The organism is Gordonia heveisoli, from assembly GCF_030315745.1.
Lineage (GTDB): Bacteria > Actinomycetota > Actinomycetes > Mycobacteriales > Mycobacteriaceae > Gordonia.
Genome location: NZ_JASXSH010000010.1, coordinates 151,790 through 169,047 on the forward strand (window position 1 = coordinate 151,790; position 17,258 = coordinate 169,047).

Consider the following 17,258-nt stretch of genomic DNA (forward strand, 5'->3'; position numbering starts at 1 on the left):
CGGTCGTTCGAACGGAATCTGCCCGATCGATCTTGTGCGCGTGGGGATTTCCGCCGAAGATGGTCTTTGCCAGCGTCAACGAAATGTCAGTTCAGGCAACTGCGCGGACGTCGGCTTTCGGAATTGGGTAGGTTTGTTGTCGACATGACGGTTCTAACGGAAAGCCGCATCATGAGTGTGGTGCGGGCGGCAGAGGCGCTGCTGTCACAACGCGCCGGTTCCCCGGTCGTCCTCGACGACCCCGAAGACCTCGGCGGGAGCGGGCGTACGACAGTCGTCCGTGCCCGGGTGGCCCAAAACCCACTCTCCCTCGATCGATCCCTGGTGATCAAGGCGCTTCCCGAACACGAGGATCCACACGCCTTCCACCGGGAGATCGCGTCCTACAAGTACGCCACCGCACTGCCCAACGAGTCTCGGCCGGGGCCGCAGCTCATCGCGTCGGACCCCGACGCCCGGTTGATGGTGCTCTCCGATCTCGGTCACGGGCGGTCGATGCCCGAACTGCTGTCGGGTACCGATCCGGAGGAGACCCGACGCGCGGTCAGCGCGTGGGGACAGGCGCTGGGCCGGATGCATGCGGCCACGGTCGGCGGTGAAGGCGACTTCCAGGCGCTGCTGCGGCGCGGGCCGTCGGGTACCGGGGGTCGCGACATCCTGCGGGAGCAGGCCGAACGGGCGGTCGCCGAAGCCGCCGACTATGCCGCCCAGCTCGACGTCGCCCTGCCCGAGGCGGTACTGGCCGCCCTGCGCGACGCGCTCCATCTGTTCGGGGAGGGCGATCATCGTGCGTTCAGCCCATCCGACGTCGGCCCGGAGAACATCCTCATCAACGACGAAGGCGTCCAGTTCATGGACTACGAGTGGGGCGGCTTCCGCGACGCCACTCTCGACATCGCCTACGCACTGGTCACATTCACCGCGCAATTGAGTCCCGGGGATCTCGCCCGCGCCACCGATCTCGAGGTGGCGATGGTGGACGCCTGGCGTTCCGAGGTGGTCAGCATCTGGCCGGCGCTCGCCCACGAGCGTGAGGTTCGGCGCAAGGTCCTGACCGCGCGACTGCTGTGGGTGTGGTTGTCCACCGGATGGATGCTGCCCGGCGAGGTGCCGCCGCCCGAGGCCGACGACCCGGACTGGGGATTGCGTCGCGATTGGGCGCTGCACACCAACGATCCGCGGGTCATCGTCGCCCGCTGGACTGACCTGGCGGCTGCGGCGGAACGTGCCGGAGCCGAAACCATCGGTAACTTCGCGGCCGACGTCGGCCTCGCCCTGCAGCGGGCCTGGCTGGCCTGACCTGCACGACGTGATGGACAGTCTCTTCGAGACGCCGACATCGGCGACCGGGGGTGACGCGGGACTCTCCGCGTCGCCGCGTCCGAGTGCGCCGCTGGCGGTGCGGATGCGGCCGCAGACACTCGACGAGATCGTCGGCCAGTCCCATCTGCTCGCCGACGGCTCCCCGCTGCGCAGACTGATCAACGGTTCGGGTGCGGCGTCGGTCCTGCTCTACGGGCCGCCGGGGACCGGGAAGACGACGATGGCGTCGCTGATCTCACGGGCCACCGGCGGCCGCTTCGAAGCGCTGTCGGCGTTGTCGGCCGGGGTTAAGGAGGTGCGCGCAGTCATCGACGTGGCTCGTCGCCGCCTGGTCGACGGCCAGCAGACCGTGCTGTTCATCGACGAGGTCCACCGTTTCTCGAAGACGCAGCAGGACGCCTTGCTCGATGCCGTCGAGAACCGGATCGTGCTGCTCGTCGCGGCCACGACCGAGAATCCGTCGTTCTCGGTGGTTGCGCCGCTGCTGTCGCGGTCGCTGGTGTTGCGTCTGCGCTCGCTGACCGACGACGACATCCGGGAGGTGCTCTCCCGCGCGGTCGCCGACCCGCGCGGCCTCGACGGTGCGGTTTCGGTCACCGAACCCGCCTACGACCACCTCGTCGCGGTGTCCGGCGGCGACGCCCGACGCGCACTGACCGCGTTGGAGGCCAGCGCCGACGCCGCGCTCAGGGATCGTCGGGACCTGGAAACCGACAGCGCAGTCGCCGAGCCCGCGGACCCCGCCGCCGACCTACCCGCCGCCCAGCTACCCGTCGTCGACCTGGCCGACGTCGAGGCGGCGATCGATCGGGCCGCGGTACGTTACGACCGCGACGGCGACCAGCACTACGACGTGACCAGCGCCTTCATCAAATCCATCCGTGGCTCCGACGTCGACGCGGCATTGCATTATCTGGCCCGGATGATCGCGGCAGGTGAGGACGCGCGATTCATCGCGCGCCGGCTGATGATCCACGCCAGCGAGGACATCGGCATGGCCGACCCGATGGCGTTGCAGACCGCGGTCGCGGCGGCGCAGGTCGTCGCCCTGGTCGGCATGCCCGAGGCCAGGCTGGCGCTGACCCAGGCCACCATCCACCTGGCCACCGCACCCAAGTCGGGGGCCGTAGCGTCCTCGATCGGATCTGCGCTGGCCGACGTCGAGGCGGGTAAGACCGGCAACGTCCCCGCACACCTGCGTGACGCCCACTATTCGGGTGCGCGTGCGATGGGCAGCGGCGTCGGCTATCGCTTCCCGCACGACGACCCCGACGGCGTCCTCGCCCAGCAGTATCCGCCCGACGAACTGGTCGGTGTCGACTACTACATACCGACCGATCACGGTGCCGAGCGGGAGATCTCCGCCCGGGTGTCCCGGCTCCGGGCGATCATCCGTGGTGCGGTGAGGCGACGGGGCAGTCGATGACCTGCGACGGTAGGCTGGTCTGTTGGGTCCCGCCGCTGTAGGGGTGTGCGGCGCGCGGGCACGTCGCGATCACCCTGAGCAACTTTCACCACATCGATACGAGGACGACACCGACAGTGCAGACGCATGACATCCGGAAGCGATTCCTGGACCACTTCATCAAGGCCGGTCACACCGAGGTGCCCAGCGCCTCGCTGATCCTCGACGACCCGAATCTGCTCTTCGTCAACGCCGGTATGGTGCCGTTCAAGCCGTATTTCCTCGGCGAGCAGACCCCGCCGTACGACCGGGCCACCAGCGTGCAGAAGTGCGTGCGCACCCTCGACATCGACGAGGTCGGCATCACCACCCGGCACAACACCTTCTTCCAGATGGCCGGCAACTTCTCCTTCGGTGACTACTTCAAGCGCGAGGCCATCGGCTTCGCCTGGAGTCTGCTGACCAACAGTGTCGAAGACGGCGGCTACGGAATCGATCCGCAGAAGCTGTGGCCCACCGTCTACCTCGACGACGACGAGGCCGAGGCCATCTGGCGCGACGAGATCGGGGTGCCCGCCGAACGCATCCAGCGTCGCGGCCTCAAGGACAATTACTGGTCGATGGGTGTGCCCGGCCCGTGCGGCCCGTGTTCGGAGATCTTCTACGACCGCGGACCCGAGTACGGCATCGAGGGCGGACCCGAAGCCGACGAGGATCGCTACATCGAGATCTGGAATCTCGTCTTCATGCAGAACGTGCGTGGTGAGGGTGGCGGCAAGGACAACTACGAGATCCTCGGTCCGCTGCCGAAGAAGAACATCGACACCGGTATGGGGATCGAGCGCGTCGCCTGCATCCTGCAGGGCGTCGACAACGTCTACGAGACCGATCTCCTCAAACCCGTCATCGACCTGGCCGCCGAACTGACCGGACGGGCCTACGGCGCCGATCACGACGACGATGTGAAGTTCCGGGTCATCGCCGATCACACCCGCACCGCGGCGATGCTCATCGGCGACGGCGTCCTGCCCGGCAACGACGGCCGCGGCTACGTGCTGCGACGGTTGCTCCGCCGCGTGGTCCGGTCGGCCCGGCTGCTCGGCGCCGACGCGCCGACCATGGGTGCCTTCATCGGCCGTGCCGTCGACCTGATGGCACCGGCCTACCCGGAGCTGGCCGACAAGCGTGGGCACATCGTGTCCGTCGGGATCGGGGAGGAGGCCTCGTTCTCCAAGACATTGGCCGCCGGCTCGAAGCTCTTCGCCGACGCCGCCGACGCGACCAAGGCCGCCAAACGGTCCACCATCAGCGGTTCGGATGCGTTCACCCTGCACGACACCTACGGCTTCCCGATCGACCTCACGCTGGAGATGGCCGCCGAGGCCGGGCTGCAGGTGGATCAGGACGGTTTCACATCGCTGATGGCCGAACAGAAGCAGCGGGCCAAGGCCGACGCCTCGGCCCGTAAGACCGGGCATGCCGACGCCGGTGTGTATCGGGACTTCCTCGATCGTGGACCGACCGAGTTCACCGGCTTCGACGAACTGATGTCGGAGGCCCGCGTGCTGGGTCTGGTGTCCGACGGTGTGCGGGTGCCCGTCGCGACCGCCGGTCAGGAACTGACCGTGGTTCTCGACCGCACCCCGCTGTACGCCGAGTCGGGTGGCCAGATCGCCGATACCGGCACCATCACCACGGGCTCCGGGGTCCGGCTGCGCGTCCAGGACGTGCAGAAACTCGGCAAGACGCTGTGGCTGCACAAGGTCGTCGTCGACGAGGGTGAGATCACCGAGGGCGACGAGGTGATCGCGGCCGTGGACGCCGGGTGGCGGCACGGCGCGACCCAGGGTCACTCGGGCACCCACATGGTGCACGCCGCGCTGCGGCAGGTCCTCGGACCGGGCGCCACCCAGGCGGGTTCGCTGAACCGGCCGGGCTACCTGCGGTTCGACTTCCACCAGGGCAGTCCGCTGACCGAGGCGCAGCGCCGCGAGATCGAGGAGATCTCCAATGCCGCCGTCGAGGCCAACCACCAGGTGAACACCTTCGAGACCGGCGTCGCGGAGGCCAAGGCGATGGGCGCGCTCGCGCTCTTCGGTGAGAACTACGGCGACGTGGTGCGAGTCGTCGAGATCGGCGGACCGTTCTCGATGGAACTGTGCGGCGGTACCCATGTCGCCAGTTCGGCGCAGATCGGGCCGATCACCGTCATCGGCGAGTCGTCGGTGGGTTCGGGTGTGCGTCGCGTCGAGGCGTACGTCGGGATGGACTCGTTCCGCTACCTGTCCAAGGAACGTGCGCTGATGGCCGGTCTGGCGTCGTCGCTCAAGGTGCCGTCGGATGAGGTGCCCGGCCGCGTCGAACAACTCGTCACCCGGCTGCGCGATGCGGAGAAGCAACTGGAGAAGGTGCGCGCCGAGGCGGCCCGTGCGGCGGCCGGCAGCCTGCTCGATGACGCCGTCACCGTCGGTGACACGCTGGTCGTCGGCGGTCAGCTGCCCGATCTCGACGCCAACGGACTGCGGTCGGTGGTCACCGATCTGCGCGCACGCGTCGCCGACCGCAAGGCCGTGGTCGCGCTGTTCTCGAGCACCGGCGACGGTGCCGACACCAAGGTTCCGTTCGTGATCGCCACGACCGGGGCCGCCCGCGACGGTGGTATCAAGGCAGGCGATCTCGTCAAGGAGATCGCCCCGCTGGTCGGCGGTCGAGGTGGCGGCAAACCCGACCTCGCACAGGGCTCGGGTACCGATCCGCAGGGCATCTCCGCCGCGGCGACCCGTATCCGGGAGCTCGTCGGCTGATGCCGTTACAGCGAGGCAGACGGCTGGGCATCGATGTCGGCAGTGTCCGCATCGGGGTTGCGGTATGTGACCCCGACGGAATCCTGGCGACGCCGGTGGAAACCGTGCGCCGGAGCCCGAAGGACGATGCCGACCTTCGGCGGCTGGCCGAACTGGCCACCGAGTACGAGGTGATCGAGGTGGTCGTCGGCCTGCCGAAAACCCTGCGCAACGAGGCGGGGGTCGCCGCGCAGACCGCGCAGGCCTTCGGTTCGCGACTCGCCGACACGATCGCACCGGTGCCGGTGTCCTACGCCGACGAGCGGCTGACCACGGTCACCGCACAGCAGGCGCTGCATGCCAGCGGGCGGAGCGTGAAGTCCTCGCGTTCGGTCATTGATCAGGCTGCGGCGGTCGCTATCCTTCAGGGATGGCTCGATGCGCGACGATGAGCAGGGGGGAATCATCCGTTGAGCGATGACCGGCGCCGCAACCGTCACCGCGACCACGTCGATCAGCCGGGTATCGATCCGGAGCGACTTCGCTATTTCACCCAGCCCGCCGATGGCGGGTCGGGCACCCGACACCGACGTCGGCGGGAGCCATCGGTCGCACCCGACGCCCAGCAGGCGCCGTGGCTGACCCAGCCACAGGCGCAGGTGCGTCGGCAACCACCTCCGGTCCGTCGTACGCCGCCGCCGCAGCAGCAGAATCAGGTTCCGGGTGATCCCGACGCTTCGCGCGCCGACGAACGGAGTCGCCGCGAACCGGCTTACACCGACACCCACGTCGTCGACATCCACGCCGGACCGCGCGTCATCGAACCGGCGCCGCCGGGTGCCGCCGATCGGGCCGAACCGCGGACTGTGCGCCCGGCCGGCCCGCAACCGGAGGTGGTGGGCCTGGCCGATCTGGGCCTCGACCTCGACGACGATCCCGGACGGGACGGCGGCGATCTGGCCGTCGGGGCACCGGCTGTCGACGAGACCGGTGACGGATACCGGCCAGACGAACCGCTGCTGGGGGCCCGCCCACGCCGGCGTCGCCGCACCAAGAAGCGCCGAGCGGTGCTCGTCGCGGTGGTCGCCTGTCTGCTCGTGGCGGTGATCGGCGTCGGCTACATCGGTCTGCGCGCCACCGGTCTCCTCGATTCCCGCAAGGATTACTCCAACGCCGCGGGCACCGGCGACGTCATCGTCGACATCCCAGATAATTCGACCCTGCGCGACTTCGGGCAGATCCTCGTCGACAACGACGTGGTGGGCAGCGTGAAGGCCTTCACCAACGCCGCGGACGGCCAGGCCATCTCCGGCGGCTACTACAAGCTGCGCACCGAGATCCCGGCGGCCACCGCCGTCGCGATGCTCACCGACGGGACCACCAATCGCGTCGGGCGGATCGTCGTACCCGAAGGCCGCACCTTAGACACCAAGACCGACGCCCAGGGCAGACAGACACCCGGAATCTTCGAGATGATCGCCGACGCCACCGGTGCCACGATCAACGGGCAGCGTGTCGGGGTCACCGTCGACCAGCTTCGTCAGGCCGCCGCCGACGGAACCGTCGAGCAGTTGGGGATCCCGTCCTGGGCAACCGTGCGGGCCGGCGAACTCACCGGCGACCATCGGCGGATCGAGGGTCTCATCGCACCGGTCGCATGGGAACGGATCAACCCGGCGCAGACGGCCACCCAGATCCTGAACGCGCTGATCACCGCCAGCACCCGGCAATACGCAGCGTGGGGATTCCCGGAGCAGAACGAGTCCACCCTCGACCCCTACGACACGCTGGTCGCGGCGTCGATGGTGCAGGGTGAGGTCAACCAGCCCGACGACTACGCCAAGGTCGCCCGGGTCATCCTGAACCGGCTCGAGGTCGGGCAACCGATGCAGTTCGACTCCACGGCCAACTACACCGCCGAGCGAACGGACTTGAACGTGCACAGCGATGTGCTGCGGGATAAGAACCCGTGGAACACCTATGTGCACGAGGGGCTGCCGCCCACCCCGATCGGGGCGGTGGGCGAGAAGGCACTCGAAGCGATGGAACATCCCGCGGCCGGTGACTGGATCTACTTCGTCACGGTCGACGCCCAGGGCACCACGCTGTTCACCCGGTCTTTCGATCAGCATCGGCGCAATATCGGCAAGGCGTGCGCCAACAAGTTCATCACCTGCAACTGATACACAACGGCACTGGAGGTCGGAGAAGGTGACAGATCCCGGACATCGGCCCGGTCTTCCGCTCGGTGCCCCGCCGCGACGAGACCCGGTGGGCGGCGATCACGCCCGGCGGGCGGCGGTACTCGGTTCACCGGTGACGCATTCGCGGTCACCCGATCTGCATCTGGCCGCCTATCGGGCGCTGGGCCTGACCGACTGGACCTACGACCGCATCGAGACGACCGCTGAGACGCTGCCCGCACTGGTCGGCGGTCTGGGCCCGGAGTTCGTCGGGCTGTCGGTGACGATGCCCGGCAAGCTGGCCGCGTTGGCCTTCGCCGACGAACGCACCGCACGCGCCGAATTGGTCGGCTCGGCCAACACGCTGGTGCGCACCGAAACCGGCTGGCGTGCGGACTGCACCGATATCGACGGCATGCTCGGCGCGCTGGCCGCGGTCGGGGCCGACGCCGACCGCCGTCCGGTCGCGGTGGTCGTCGGTGCCGGTGGCACCGCACTACCGACGATCGCCGCATTGGTCGAACGCGGGTTCCGGGAGATCACCATCGTCGCGCGTGACATCGGGCGTGCGGGCGCGGTCCTCGAACTCTGCGAACGGCTCGGGGTATCGACCACGGTGCTCGACTTCGCCGTCACACCCGAGCTCGGCGACATCTGCGCGGTGTCCGGTGTGGTCGTGTCGACGGTGCCGGCACCCGCCGCGGCCCCGATCGCGGCTGCGGTGGCGCGGGCCGAACGCGTCGTCGACGTCATCTACGACCCGTGGCCCACGCCGCTGGCGCAGGCAGTCACCCAAGCAGGCGGCACCGTCGTCGGGGGACTGGTCATGCTGCTCAACCAGGCCTACAGCCAGGTCGAACAGTTCACCGGCCGGGACGCTCCGCGCGCCGCCATGGACGCCGCACTCGCCTGATCCGCACGCCCCCGACGCCGAACACCGGGGTTGGGGATGGCCGATGAGGTTGTCCACAGGGCCCCGACCTTGGGTTCGACGGACGGCAGGCACCCCGATGATGAGTCGATGGTCGCCTTCCTCGTCGTGTTGTGGCTTGCCGTCATCGCCGACGGTGACGCGCGCACCAGCCGGATTCCCAATGTGACGGTGTGGCCGGGGTTGTGCGCGGTGTTCGCCACCGCGACGATGACCCCGACCGTCGGAGTCGCGGCGACGGTCGCCGCGCTGCCCTATGCGATCTGCCATCGGGCCGGGTGGTGCGGCGGCGGTGACGTGAAACTCGCCGGCGTCTGCGGCGGTCTGGTGGTGCACTGGGACGTGGCGCTGGTGCTGGTCGGAAGTGCAGCGCTGGCGGCGGCACTCGTTCTGGCCGCCTCACCCCGACGCCGTGCGTTGCCACATGGCCCCTTCCTGGTCGCGGTGACCTTGCCGCTGGCGGCACTGCTGTGACGGCGGTCGGCATGGCCGGGGCGGACGGGTGGCGGGCCGATTTGCCGCCCATGGAACAATTGGCAATCGTGTTGCGCTGGATAACCGCCGGAGAATCCCATGGACCGGCCCTCGTCGCCCTCGTCGAAGGAATGGTGGCCGGGGTCGAGGTCACCTCGTCCGACATCGCCGAACAGCTCGCTCGCCGTCGACTCGGCTACGGTCGCGGCGCGCGGATGAAGTTCGAGGCCGACAAGGTGACCCTGATCGGCGGGCTGCGTCATGGACTGACCATGGGTGGCCCGGTCGCCATCGAGATCGGGAACACCGAGTGGCCCAAGTGGGAGACGGTGATGTCCGGCGATCCGGTCGATCCGGCCGAACTCGCGGGCAGCGCACGGAACGCTCCGCTGACGCGTCCGCGGCCGGGTCACGCCGACTATTCCGGAATGCTGAAGTACGGCTTCGACGACGCTCGGCCGATCCTCGAGCGGGCGAGTGCCCGCGAGACCGCGGCGCGGGTCGCGGCCGGGACGGTGGCCCGCAACTTCCTGCGGCAGGTCCTCGGGATCGAGGTGCTCTCGCATGTCATCTCGATCGGCGCGAGCGAACCGTATGTCGGTGCCCCGCCCGCTTACCGCGACCTCGGCGCGATCGATGCGAGCCCGGTGCGCGCCTTCGATCAGGCCGCCGAGGAGTCGATGATCGCCGAGATCGAGGCCGCGAAGAAGGACGGTGACACCCTCGGTGGTGTCGTCGAGGTCGTCGCCACGGGTGTCCCGGTCGGTCTCGGTTCGCACGTCAGCGGTGAGACCCGCCTCGACGCCCGGCTGGCCGGGGCACTGATGGGTATCCAGGCGATCAAGGGTGTCGAGGTCGGCGACGGATTCGAGACGGCGCGCCGACGCGGTAGCCAGGCCCACGACGAGATGGTTCCCGGCGCCGACGGTGTCCTGCGGTCGACGAATCGGGCCGGCGGACTCGAAGGCGGTATGACCAATGGCGAGTCGGTACGGGTGCGCGCCGCGATGAAGCCGATCTCGACGGTGCCGCGCGCGCTGTCGACGGTGGATATGTCGACCGGCGAGACCGCTTCGGCGATCCACCAGCGCTCGGATGTGTGTGCGGTACCGGCCGCCGGTGTCGTCGCCGAGGCGATGGTCGCGCTGGTGCTGGCACAGGCCGCACTGGAGAAGTTCGGCGGTGACTCGGCCGCCGAGACCGCCGACAACCTGCGCCGCTACCGCGAACAGATCGACGCGCGGCCGCCGCGTGCCTGAGTCGGTGCCGCCCACGCCCACCCGGCCGGTCCCGGACAAACGTCCGGCCGCCGTGCTGGTGGGTTTCATGGGTGCCGGGAAGTCCACGGTTGGCCGGTTGCTCGCCGACCGTCTGGGTGTCGACTTCATCGACACCGACGTCGAACTCGTGCGGCGGACCGGCCGCAGCATCCCGGAGATCTTCGAGACCGACGGTGCGGACACCTTCCGGACCATCGAGAGAAACGTCATCGTCGACGTGCTGTCCACTCATGCGGGCATCGTCTCGCTGGGCGGGGGAGCCGTGATGACCGCCGGGGTGCGCGACGCACTGGCCGGTCATCGCGTGGTCTATCTGCGGGTCAGCCCCGAAGCCGGCTTCGCGCGGGTGTCCGGCACCGACCGTCCGCTGCTGGCCACCGACGACCCGGAGGCCAGCTATCGCGAGCTGCTGGCCCAGCGGGTGGACACCTATGCGGCGGTCGCGACCATCGAGGTCGACGCACATGACACCCCCGAAGCCGTCGCCGAGGCCATCCTCGCCGAACTCGCACGCGAACTGATCTGACCTGCTGGAAGGACCTCATGACCGAGCCCATCGCCATCCGCGTCGACGCGGGTGTGCCCTACGACGTGATCATCGGCCGCGGCCTGCTCGGCGAGGTCGCCGAAGCCGCCACCGGAGCCGATCGGGTTGCGATCCTCTATCAGCCGCCGCTCCAGCAGACCGCTGAACAGATCCGGGAGTTCTTGGCAGGCAAAGGGTTTGACGCCCATCGCATCGAGATCCCGGATGCCGAGGCGGGTAAGGATCTGTCCGTCGCGTCCTTCTGCTGGGAGGTCTTCGGGCGGATCGGCCTCAAACGCAACGACAAGGTGGTCAGCCTCGGCGGCGGTGCGGCCACCGACCTGGCCGGTTTCGTCGCCGCAACCTGGATGCGTGGCATCGGTGTCATCCACGTGCCGACCACCCTGCTCGCGATGGTCGACGCCGCCGTCGGCGGCAAGACCGGGATCAACACCGACGCGGGTAAGAACCTCGTCGGGTCGTTCCACGAACCCGACGCCGTCCTGATCGACACCGGGACGCTGGAGACGGTGCCCCGCAACGAGGTGATCGCCGGCCTGGCCGAGGTCATCAAGACCGGCTTCATCGCCGATCCGGCGATTCTCGACATCATCGAGGCCGACCCGGCGGCGGCCACCGACCCGACCGGCACCGTGCTCCCCGAGCTGATCCGCCGTTCGGTGCAGGTGAAGGCCGACGTCGTCTCCGCCGACCTCAAGGAATCGTCGCTGCGCGAGATCCTCAACTACGGCCACACCCTCGGTCATGCGATCGAGCGCCGCGAGCGTTACCGCTGGCGTCATGGCGCCGCGGTGTCGGTCGGTCTGGTCTTCGCCGCCGAACTCGCCCGCCTGGCCGGCCGGCTGGACGACGCCACCGCAGACCGGCACAAGCGAGTGCTCGAACTCGTCGGCCTGCCCACGACCTATGACGCCGACGCTCTCGGTGACCTGGTCGAGGGGATGGCCGGGGACAAGAAGAACCGGTCCGGAGTGCTGCGGTTCGTCGTCCTCGACGGGCTGGCCAAGCCCGGACGCCTGGAAGGACCCGATCCCGGGCTGATCGCCGCCGCCTACTCGGCGGTTGCCAGCGATGCGACCCCGAACGGGGCCACCCTGCTGTAGGGGACGCACGCGGACCACAGACATCAAAAAATCGCGCCCCTCCGGCCGCTGACGGCAGGAGGGGCGCGAATCGTCGGTGGTCGCGGAGTTAGCGGGCGATGACCTCGGTCGTATCGTCGGCCGGGATGTCGTCATGCTCGGACCAGTCGTCCTCGGCACCCTTGTTCTGATCGCGGCGGATGAGGAACCGGCCGATCGCCGCGCCCACGAAGGCCGGTGCGAAGATCAGCAACGCGGTGAACGAGCCGCCGGCGAACAGCTCGACGAAGAAGCTTGCCTGGCCGATCCCGGCGAAGACGAAGCTGCCCAGCACCCAGCTGATGACACCGGCCACCGCACCGGCGAAGACACCGGCCTTCAGCCAGCGCACGGTCAGATCCTCGTAGTCGTCGGGATCGGAGTTGGCACGCGCGTCACGGATACCGTCGATGCCTCCCCAGATCAGGGCGACCAAGACGACCCCGGCCAGACCGAGGGTTTTCCACAGGGTGGAATGCAGGGGCTGATGGACGACACCCACGCCGACCAGCACCCGGGCAAGGACGTGTACGGCGGTGAGAACCGCACCGCGCAGCAACCACGAAGACATGACGGACAGCGTACCGACGCCGAACGTGTTTCGAAACACATACCCCGCCAGTCGGGACATCCCGCGTCCGGCGCCGACGATCGGCGCGCCGTAGCGTTAGCGGGGTGAGCACCGCAGCCGAGACTCCGGACACCGCCGCCCGCCGCAATCGACTTCGCGCCCGACTCGCGCGTGTCGAACATATGGTCGATGCCTTCGTGGTGTCTGATCTGGTCAATATCCGCTACCTCTCGGGCTTCACCGGGTCGAACGCCGCACTTCTCATCGACGTCGCCGATCCGGCGAAGGACCGCATCGCCACCGACGGCCGATACCTCACCCAGGTGGCCGAACAGGCCGGTGACCTACCGTCGGTGATCGTGCGGGATTGCCCGCCCGAGCTGGCGGCCCGCGCCGCCGCCGGCGGGGCACGGCGTATCGGCTTCGAGTCCGGGTCGACGACCGTCGCCGCACACGCCGCACTCGTCACGGCCGTCGAGGAGACCGCGGCCGAACTGGTCGGGCTGGCGGGAGTCGTGCAGGAATTGCGGGCGATCAAGGAGCCGGGGGAGATCCGGCTGCTGCGGACCGCCTGCGCGATCGGTGACGCCGCACTCGCCCAGATCATCGACAACGGTGTATTGCGCGCGGGCAACACCGAACGGCAGGTGGCGCGGGCCCTGGAATGGGCGATGTTCGACCTCGGTGCCGACGGGGTGGCCTTCGAGACCATCGTGGCGGCCGGCGCCCATTCAGCGATACCGCATCACCGCCCGACACATGCCGTTCTCGCCGACACCGACTTCGTGAAGATCGACTTCGGGGCCATCTACGGCGGCTACCACTCGGATATGACGCGGACCTTCGTGCTGGGTCGGGCCGCGAGCTGGCAGCACGAGCTGTACGACCTGGTCGCGTCGGCGCAGGCGGCGGGCCGGGCGGCGCTGAAGCCGGGTGCCCAGTTGCGCGACGTGGATGCCGCGGCCCGTGATGTCATCGACGCCGCAGGATACGGAGAGCAGTATCTGCATGGTCTCGGGCACGGTGTGGGCCTGGAGATCCACGAAGCGCCGGGAATCGGCAAACTGGCGACGGGTACACTGCCTTCCGGCGCAGCGGTGACCGTGGAGCCCGGTGTCTACCTCCCTGGACGAGGTGGAGTCCGGATCGAGGACACCCTCATCGTCACCGACGGTGAACCGGACCTGCTGACCGCCACCGACAAGACGTTCACCGTCGTCTGAGGACGACGCTACTTTTCGACGTAGAGGGAAAGAGACACATATGCCGAGCACCGCGGATTTCAAGAACGGACTCGTCCTGCGCCTGGACGACCAGCTGTGGCAGATTCTGGAATTCCAGCACGTCAAGCCGGGTAAGGGCCCTGCATTCGTGCGTACCAAGATCAAGAATGTACTCAGCGGCAAAACCGTCGACAAGACTTTCAACGCCGGCGTGAAGGTCGAGACCGCGACCGTCGACCGTCGCGACATGACCTTCCTGTACAACGACGGCACCGACTATGTGTTCATGGACACCCAGGATTACGAGCAGTTCTCGCTGGCGCCTGCCACCGTGGGCGACGGTGCGCGGTTCCTGCTGGAGAACATGACTGTCCAGGTGTCGCTGAACGAGGGCAACCCGCTGTTCGTCGAACTGCCGGTCACCGTCGAACTCGTCGTCGAGCACACCGACCCGGGTCTGCAGGGCGACCGTTCCACCGGCGGCACCAAGCCGGCGAAGCTGGAGACCGGCGCCGAGATCCAGGTGCCGCTGTTCATCAACACCGGGGACAAGCTGAAGGTCGACTCGCGCGACGGCAGCTACCTCGGTCGCGTCAACTCCTGATACCGGCTCGTGAAGCAGCCCGGAACCCGGCACAAGGCGCGTCGACGCGCGGTTGACCTGCTCTTCGAGGCCGAGGCCAAGAAGGTCAGTCCGGCCCAACTCGTCGACGAACGTCGTGAATACGTGCGGACCGACGAGAGTGTCGGTTCGATCCACCCCTACACCGCGACGGTGATCGCGGGGCTGGCGGTCGACCAGGCCCAGATCGACGCGGTGTTGTCCTCGCATCTGCGGGACTGGACGCTGGAGCGTCTTCCGGCCGTCGACCGCGCGATCATGCGGCTGGCGACCTGGGAGCTGTTCAACTCCGTGGACGTGGACCCGATCGTCGTCGTCGACGAGGCAGTGGAACTCGCCAAGGAACTCTCCACCGACGACTCGCCTGCCTTCGTCAACGGCGTGATCGGCAAGATCGCCGAACTCGCCCCGCAGGTACGTGCCGCGGCCGCGGCCCAGCCGCGGGACACCGAAGCGGAGTAGATGCCTCCAGCGCTTCTCGGGACGTCTCGCGTTGTCCTTGGCTCGCTTGCGGGCCTCCGATGGTGAGTTACGGGTCCGGTTGAGAAATCTATTTCGTCTACCGAGTGCTCATTGATTGCGAGGAATCATGATCGATAATAGAGGCACGCGAAACCGACTCGAGATGGACTTCGACGTTGTATATGCGGTCGCCAGGAGTATGTGGGAGGTTGCGGACACCGTCGACGCGCAGCGTATCGATGAGGTTTTATGGGAGGCCTCGTCTGCGGCAGGTCGACTCGAAGACGGCACGGAATGGCGGAGTCTCCGAACGCAAGCATCAGCTCAACGTTCAGCACTAGCGGCGATTTCCGAAGACCTCAATTTGATAGGCACGCAAATACGTAAGGGGACCGAGCGGATCCAGTCTGCGGAAGAGCGTTTCGCGGACAGTTCTGACTATCGACGGAATTTATAGTGGCGTCAACGATCTCGCAGGTGCGCGCGTGGGGGCTCGAAAGGTTCCGCAATGCAGCAGTCCAGCTGCGTGCAGGCTCTGGGAACCTAGCCGACGGTGCGAGTACGGTCATCAATGCTATGAACAGCGCTGCGACGAACTGGCATGGCGAGATGCGCGACCAGGCGGCCATTCGTGTCAAGAACGCCGCCGATTCGATGGAAGTGCGCGCGCTCAGATGGACTGCCGCTGCGGAGGCCTTTGACGATGCGGCTGAACAGATGGGATTGCTACGGACCGCGATTCTGGCTATAGCGGACGACCCAGGATATAAGAGCCGTTTTCTGATCTCGGACAAGGGCGACGTGTCTCCGATTAGGTGCGACCGGGATTTGGCGAAGATGGCTGCTGAAACATCGGCCGCCAGCGGCTTGCAGCGCAGGTTGCATGCACTATTGCAGAACGCGGAACTGGCGGGACAATACTACGACTGGCGAGTGGATAACGCGCTGCTGGGTGCGAGCGCTGGTGAACGGCCATTTCGACCCAAGATCGCTGGTCCACCATCGCGTCCGTCGGAAACTCGGCGGGATTCGAATCGTACGGGCAGTGGGCCGAGAAACTACCGGAGTGACCTCGGCAACGGGAGGGCCTTGCAAGAGGCGTCCGCACTTCGGTTGGGGATAGCGAATATTCTTCCCGGAATTGGCGGACTTCCCCGTTCAAAGGCGCTTCTGAATCACTTCTTGAGTCGTTCCGGAGAGGACTTTGTCTTCGATGTCGATGACCTTACGCGGAGTGATCGCGGTTTCAGGAGCCTATCCAACGATCATGCGCAGCACGCGTTCCATGACGCTGAATCGTATCTGCCGGAAGGGTATAAAGGTCCGGTCGTATTTCAGAGTCGATACGGTCAGGCATACGGGCCAGAGGGAGCGCAGGTACCTGGGTCATATCGATCGCCAGACCGAGACCTTGAGTATTCGCTGGGCACATTCTCGTTGCAGTCGAGTGGAATTGCTGTTCCTGGTGACGGTGGTGGCTACGATCTTCAGTATCAGACGAGCATTTATGACTACTACAACTTTGATCCACCAAAGACCGGCTGGCAGTTGAATGCAATGCACAGAACTGGGATGGCACAGAACTTTGACACGATCGGTACATCTTCGCCTCGCTTTACGTCCGTTCGCTGACCGACGTGGACTGGTGATCGCAGTGCTCGTGGTGATCCTGTTCGTGACCGGATGCGACGTCGGGCAGAAGTCGACATCTCCGTCGGCGGCAGCAGAACAGCTGGCAGTGTCGATTCCTGAGAATGCGCAGGTCGTCTCGAGTGAAGTATGGACGTCTCCGCAGGGAGACTATTGTGTCGATCTGGCCTTTCTCATCCCAGATGCCGACGTAGCTGTCTATGTTGGTCAGTACTTTCCGGACGGTGGGACTGCCGGGCCAGTGTCACGATATGCCTGCCACGGCCGGTTTCCTCCCTGCGCGGCCGGCGAAGGCTCAGTGCGCAGCCCTGGACGGTTCGGAGCCGATCGAGTACCACGCACCGTAGCGGGAGTGACTACAAATGTTCATCGACTGCTTCGCGTGATTCCAGGATGCGAGGTCGGACGGAGTCTCGTGTCCTGGATGATCGCCGACCCTTAGAACGACCTGGCCGGGCGTCTGCCCGACGGTGCTTGCGGGCGGGGATCGTGGTCGATGAGTTCCGACCTTGCCTGTGGTCAGTCCTGAAGTAGGGATTGACCGCAACGCGAGGAGATCACGATGTCCGCCACGTATACCTATGACGTCTTCACCAGCCTGGACGGCTTCGGGACGGCAGAGTGCTGGTCCGGCTACTGGGGCAAGCAAGGACCGGAGTTTCTCGACCACCGCTTCGGTCAGT

General features: G+C 67.1%; 15 protein-coding genes and 1 pseudogene. 15 read left to right on the top strand and 1 reads right to left on the bottom strand.

Going from position 1 to position 17,258, the window contains the following annotated elements; genetic code table 11:
• The first annotated feature begins 144 nt into the window (after nt 1-144).
• The 10 genes from QSJ18_RS11140 (at nt 145) to aroB (ending at nt 12,029) form a co-directional block, all read left to right on the top strand.
• Entirely contained in the window at nt 145-1,299 is a 1,155-nt protein-coding gene (locus tag QSJ18_RS11140; RefSeq protein ID WP_286326504.1) for a hypothetical protein, read from the top strand.
• Between the two features lie 13 nt (nt 1,300-1,312).
• Entirely contained in the window at nt 1,313-2,749 is a 1,437-nt protein-coding gene (locus QSJ18_RS11145) for a replication-associated recombination protein A (protein ID WP_286326530.1), read from the top strand.
• Nucleotides 2,750-2,865: 116 nt separating this feature from the next.
• Nucleotides 2,866-5,532, top strand: a complete 2,667-nt coding sequence (gene alaS / locus QSJ18_RS11150; protein ID WP_286326505.1) for an alanine--tRNA ligase — start codon at nt 2,866-2,868, stop codon at nt 5,530-5,532.
• Nucleotides 5,532-5,963 (top strand): Holliday junction resolvase RuvX, encoded by a 432-nt coding sequence (ruvX, locus tag QSJ18_RS11155; RefSeq protein WP_286326506.1) that lies wholly within the window; start codon nt 5,532-5,534, stop codon nt 5,961-5,963. Before alaS ends, ruvX begins: the two co-directional genes overlap by 1 nt.
• 18 nt (nt 5,964-5,981) lie before the next feature.
• Nucleotides 5,982-7,694 (top strand): endolytic transglycosylase MltG, encoded by a 1,713-nt coding sequence (gene mltG, locus QSJ18_RS11160; RefSeq protein ID WP_286326508.1) that lies wholly within the window; start codon nt 5,982-5,984, stop codon nt 7,692-7,694.
• 28 nt (nt 7,695-7,722) lie between these two features.
• Nucleotides 7,723-8,607, top strand: a complete 885-nt coding sequence (locus QSJ18_RS11165; RefSeq protein ID WP_462476049.1) for a shikimate dehydrogenase — start codon at nt 7,723-7,725, stop codon at nt 8,605-8,607.
• Between the two features lie 108 nt (nt 8,608-8,715).
• On the top strand, nt 8,716-9,099 hold the full coding sequence (locus QSJ18_RS11170) for an A24 family peptidase (RefSeq protein WP_286326509.1): 384 nt from the start codon (nt 8,716-8,718) through the stop codon (nt 9,097-9,099).
• Nucleotides 9,100-9,149: 50 nt separating this feature from the next.
• Nucleotides 9,150-10,358 (top strand): chorismate synthase, encoded by a 1,209-nt coding sequence (aroC, locus tag QSJ18_RS11175; RefSeq protein WP_286326510.1) that lies wholly within the window; start codon nt 9,150-9,152, stop codon nt 10,356-10,358.
• Nucleotides 10,351-10,905, top strand: a complete 555-nt coding sequence (locus QSJ18_RS11180) for a shikimate kinase (protein ID WP_462476050.1) — start codon at nt 10,351-10,353, stop codon at nt 10,903-10,905. Before aroC ends, QSJ18_RS11180 begins: the two co-directional genes overlap by 8 nt.
• Nucleotides 10,906-10,922: 17 nt before the next feature.
• Nucleotides 10,923-12,029, top strand: coding sequence for a 3-dehydroquinate synthase (gene aroB, locus QSJ18_RS11185; protein ID WP_286326511.1), 1,107 nt, complete (start codon nt 10,923-10,925; stop codon nt 12,027-12,029).
• An 88-nt stretch (nt 12,030-12,117) separates the two neighbouring features.
• Here the strand turns inward: aroB and QSJ18_RS11190 are convergent, their stop codons facing one another.
• The gene (locus QSJ18_RS11190; protein WP_286326512.1) at nt 12,118-12,618 is read right to left on the bottom strand and encodes a B-4DMT family transporter; all 501 of its coding nucleotides are present in this window, start codon (nt 12,616-12,618) and stop codon (nt 12,118-12,120) included.
• A 104-nt stretch (nt 12,619-12,722) separates the two neighbouring features.
• On the opposite strand from QSJ18_RS11190, the gene QSJ18_RS11195 reads away from it, so the two are divergent.
• From QSJ18_RS11195 to QSJ18_RS11215, 5 genes and pseudogenes are all read left to right on the top strand, one after another.
• A complete protein-coding gene (locus QSJ18_RS11195) occupies nt 12,723-13,841 on the top strand; it encodes a M24 family metallopeptidase (RefSeq protein ID WP_286326513.1) in 1,119 nt (372 codons plus the stop codon).
• Nucleotides 13,842-13,881: 40 nt separating this feature from the next.
• A complete protein-coding gene (efp, locus tag QSJ18_RS11200; protein ID WP_286326514.1) occupies nt 13,882-14,445 on the top strand; it encodes an elongation factor P in 564 nt (187 codons plus the stop codon).
• 9 nt (nt 14,446-14,454) lie between these two features.
• Nucleotides 14,455-14,925, top strand: coding sequence for a transcription antitermination factor NusB (nusB, locus tag QSJ18_RS11205; RefSeq protein ID WP_286326515.1), 471 nt, complete (start codon nt 14,455-14,457; stop codon nt 14,923-14,925).
• 576 nt (nt 14,926-15,501) lie between these two features.
• Complete coding sequence (locus tag QSJ18_RS11210) at nt 15,502-16,557, top strand: hypothetical protein (protein WP_286326516.1); 1,056 nt, start codon at nt 15,502-15,504, stop codon at nt 16,555-16,557.
• Between the two features lie 580 nt (nt 16,558-17,137).
• Nucleotides 17,138-17,258 (top strand): annotated as a pseudogene (locus tag QSJ18_RS11215) (dihydrofolate reductase family protein); the annotation flags it as partial.

Bases quoted from the DNA above. Each gene is read 5' to 3' on its own strand.
- ruvX (WP_286326506.1), top strand. From the start codon at position 5,532: ATGCCGTTACAGCGAGGCAGACGGCTGGGCATCGATGTCGGCAGTGTC.
- QSJ18_RS11145 (WP_286326530.1), top strand. From the start codon at position 1,313: ATGGACAGTCTCTTCGAGACGCCGACATCGGCGACCGGGGGTGACGCG.
- efp (WP_286326514.1), top strand. From the start codon at position 13,882: ATGCCGAGCACCGCGGATTTCAAGAACGGACTCGTCCTGCGCCTGGAC.
- QSJ18_RS11190 (WP_286326512.1), bottom strand. From the start codon at position 12,618: ATGTCTTCGTGGTTGCTGCGCGGTGCGGTTCTCACCGCCGTACACGTC.
- aroC (WP_286326510.1), top strand. From the start codon at position 9,150: ATGGAACAATTGGCAATCGTGTTGCGCTGGATAACCGCCGGAGAATCC.
- QSJ18_RS11140 (WP_286326504.1), top strand. From the start codon at position 145: ATGACGGTTCTAACGGAAAGCCGCATCATGAGTGTGGTGCGGGCGGCA.
- aroB (WP_286326511.1), top strand. From the start codon at position 10,923: ATGACCGAGCCCATCGCCATCCGCGTCGACGCGGGTGTGCCCTACGAC.
- QSJ18_RS11210 (WP_286326516.1), top strand. From the start codon at position 15,502: ATGAACAGCGCTGCGACGAACTGGCATGGCGAGATGCGCGACCAGGCG.
- QSJ18_RS11170 (WP_286326509.1), top strand. From the start codon at position 8,716: ATGGTCGCCTTCCTCGTCGTGTTGTGGCTTGCCGTCATCGCCGACGGT.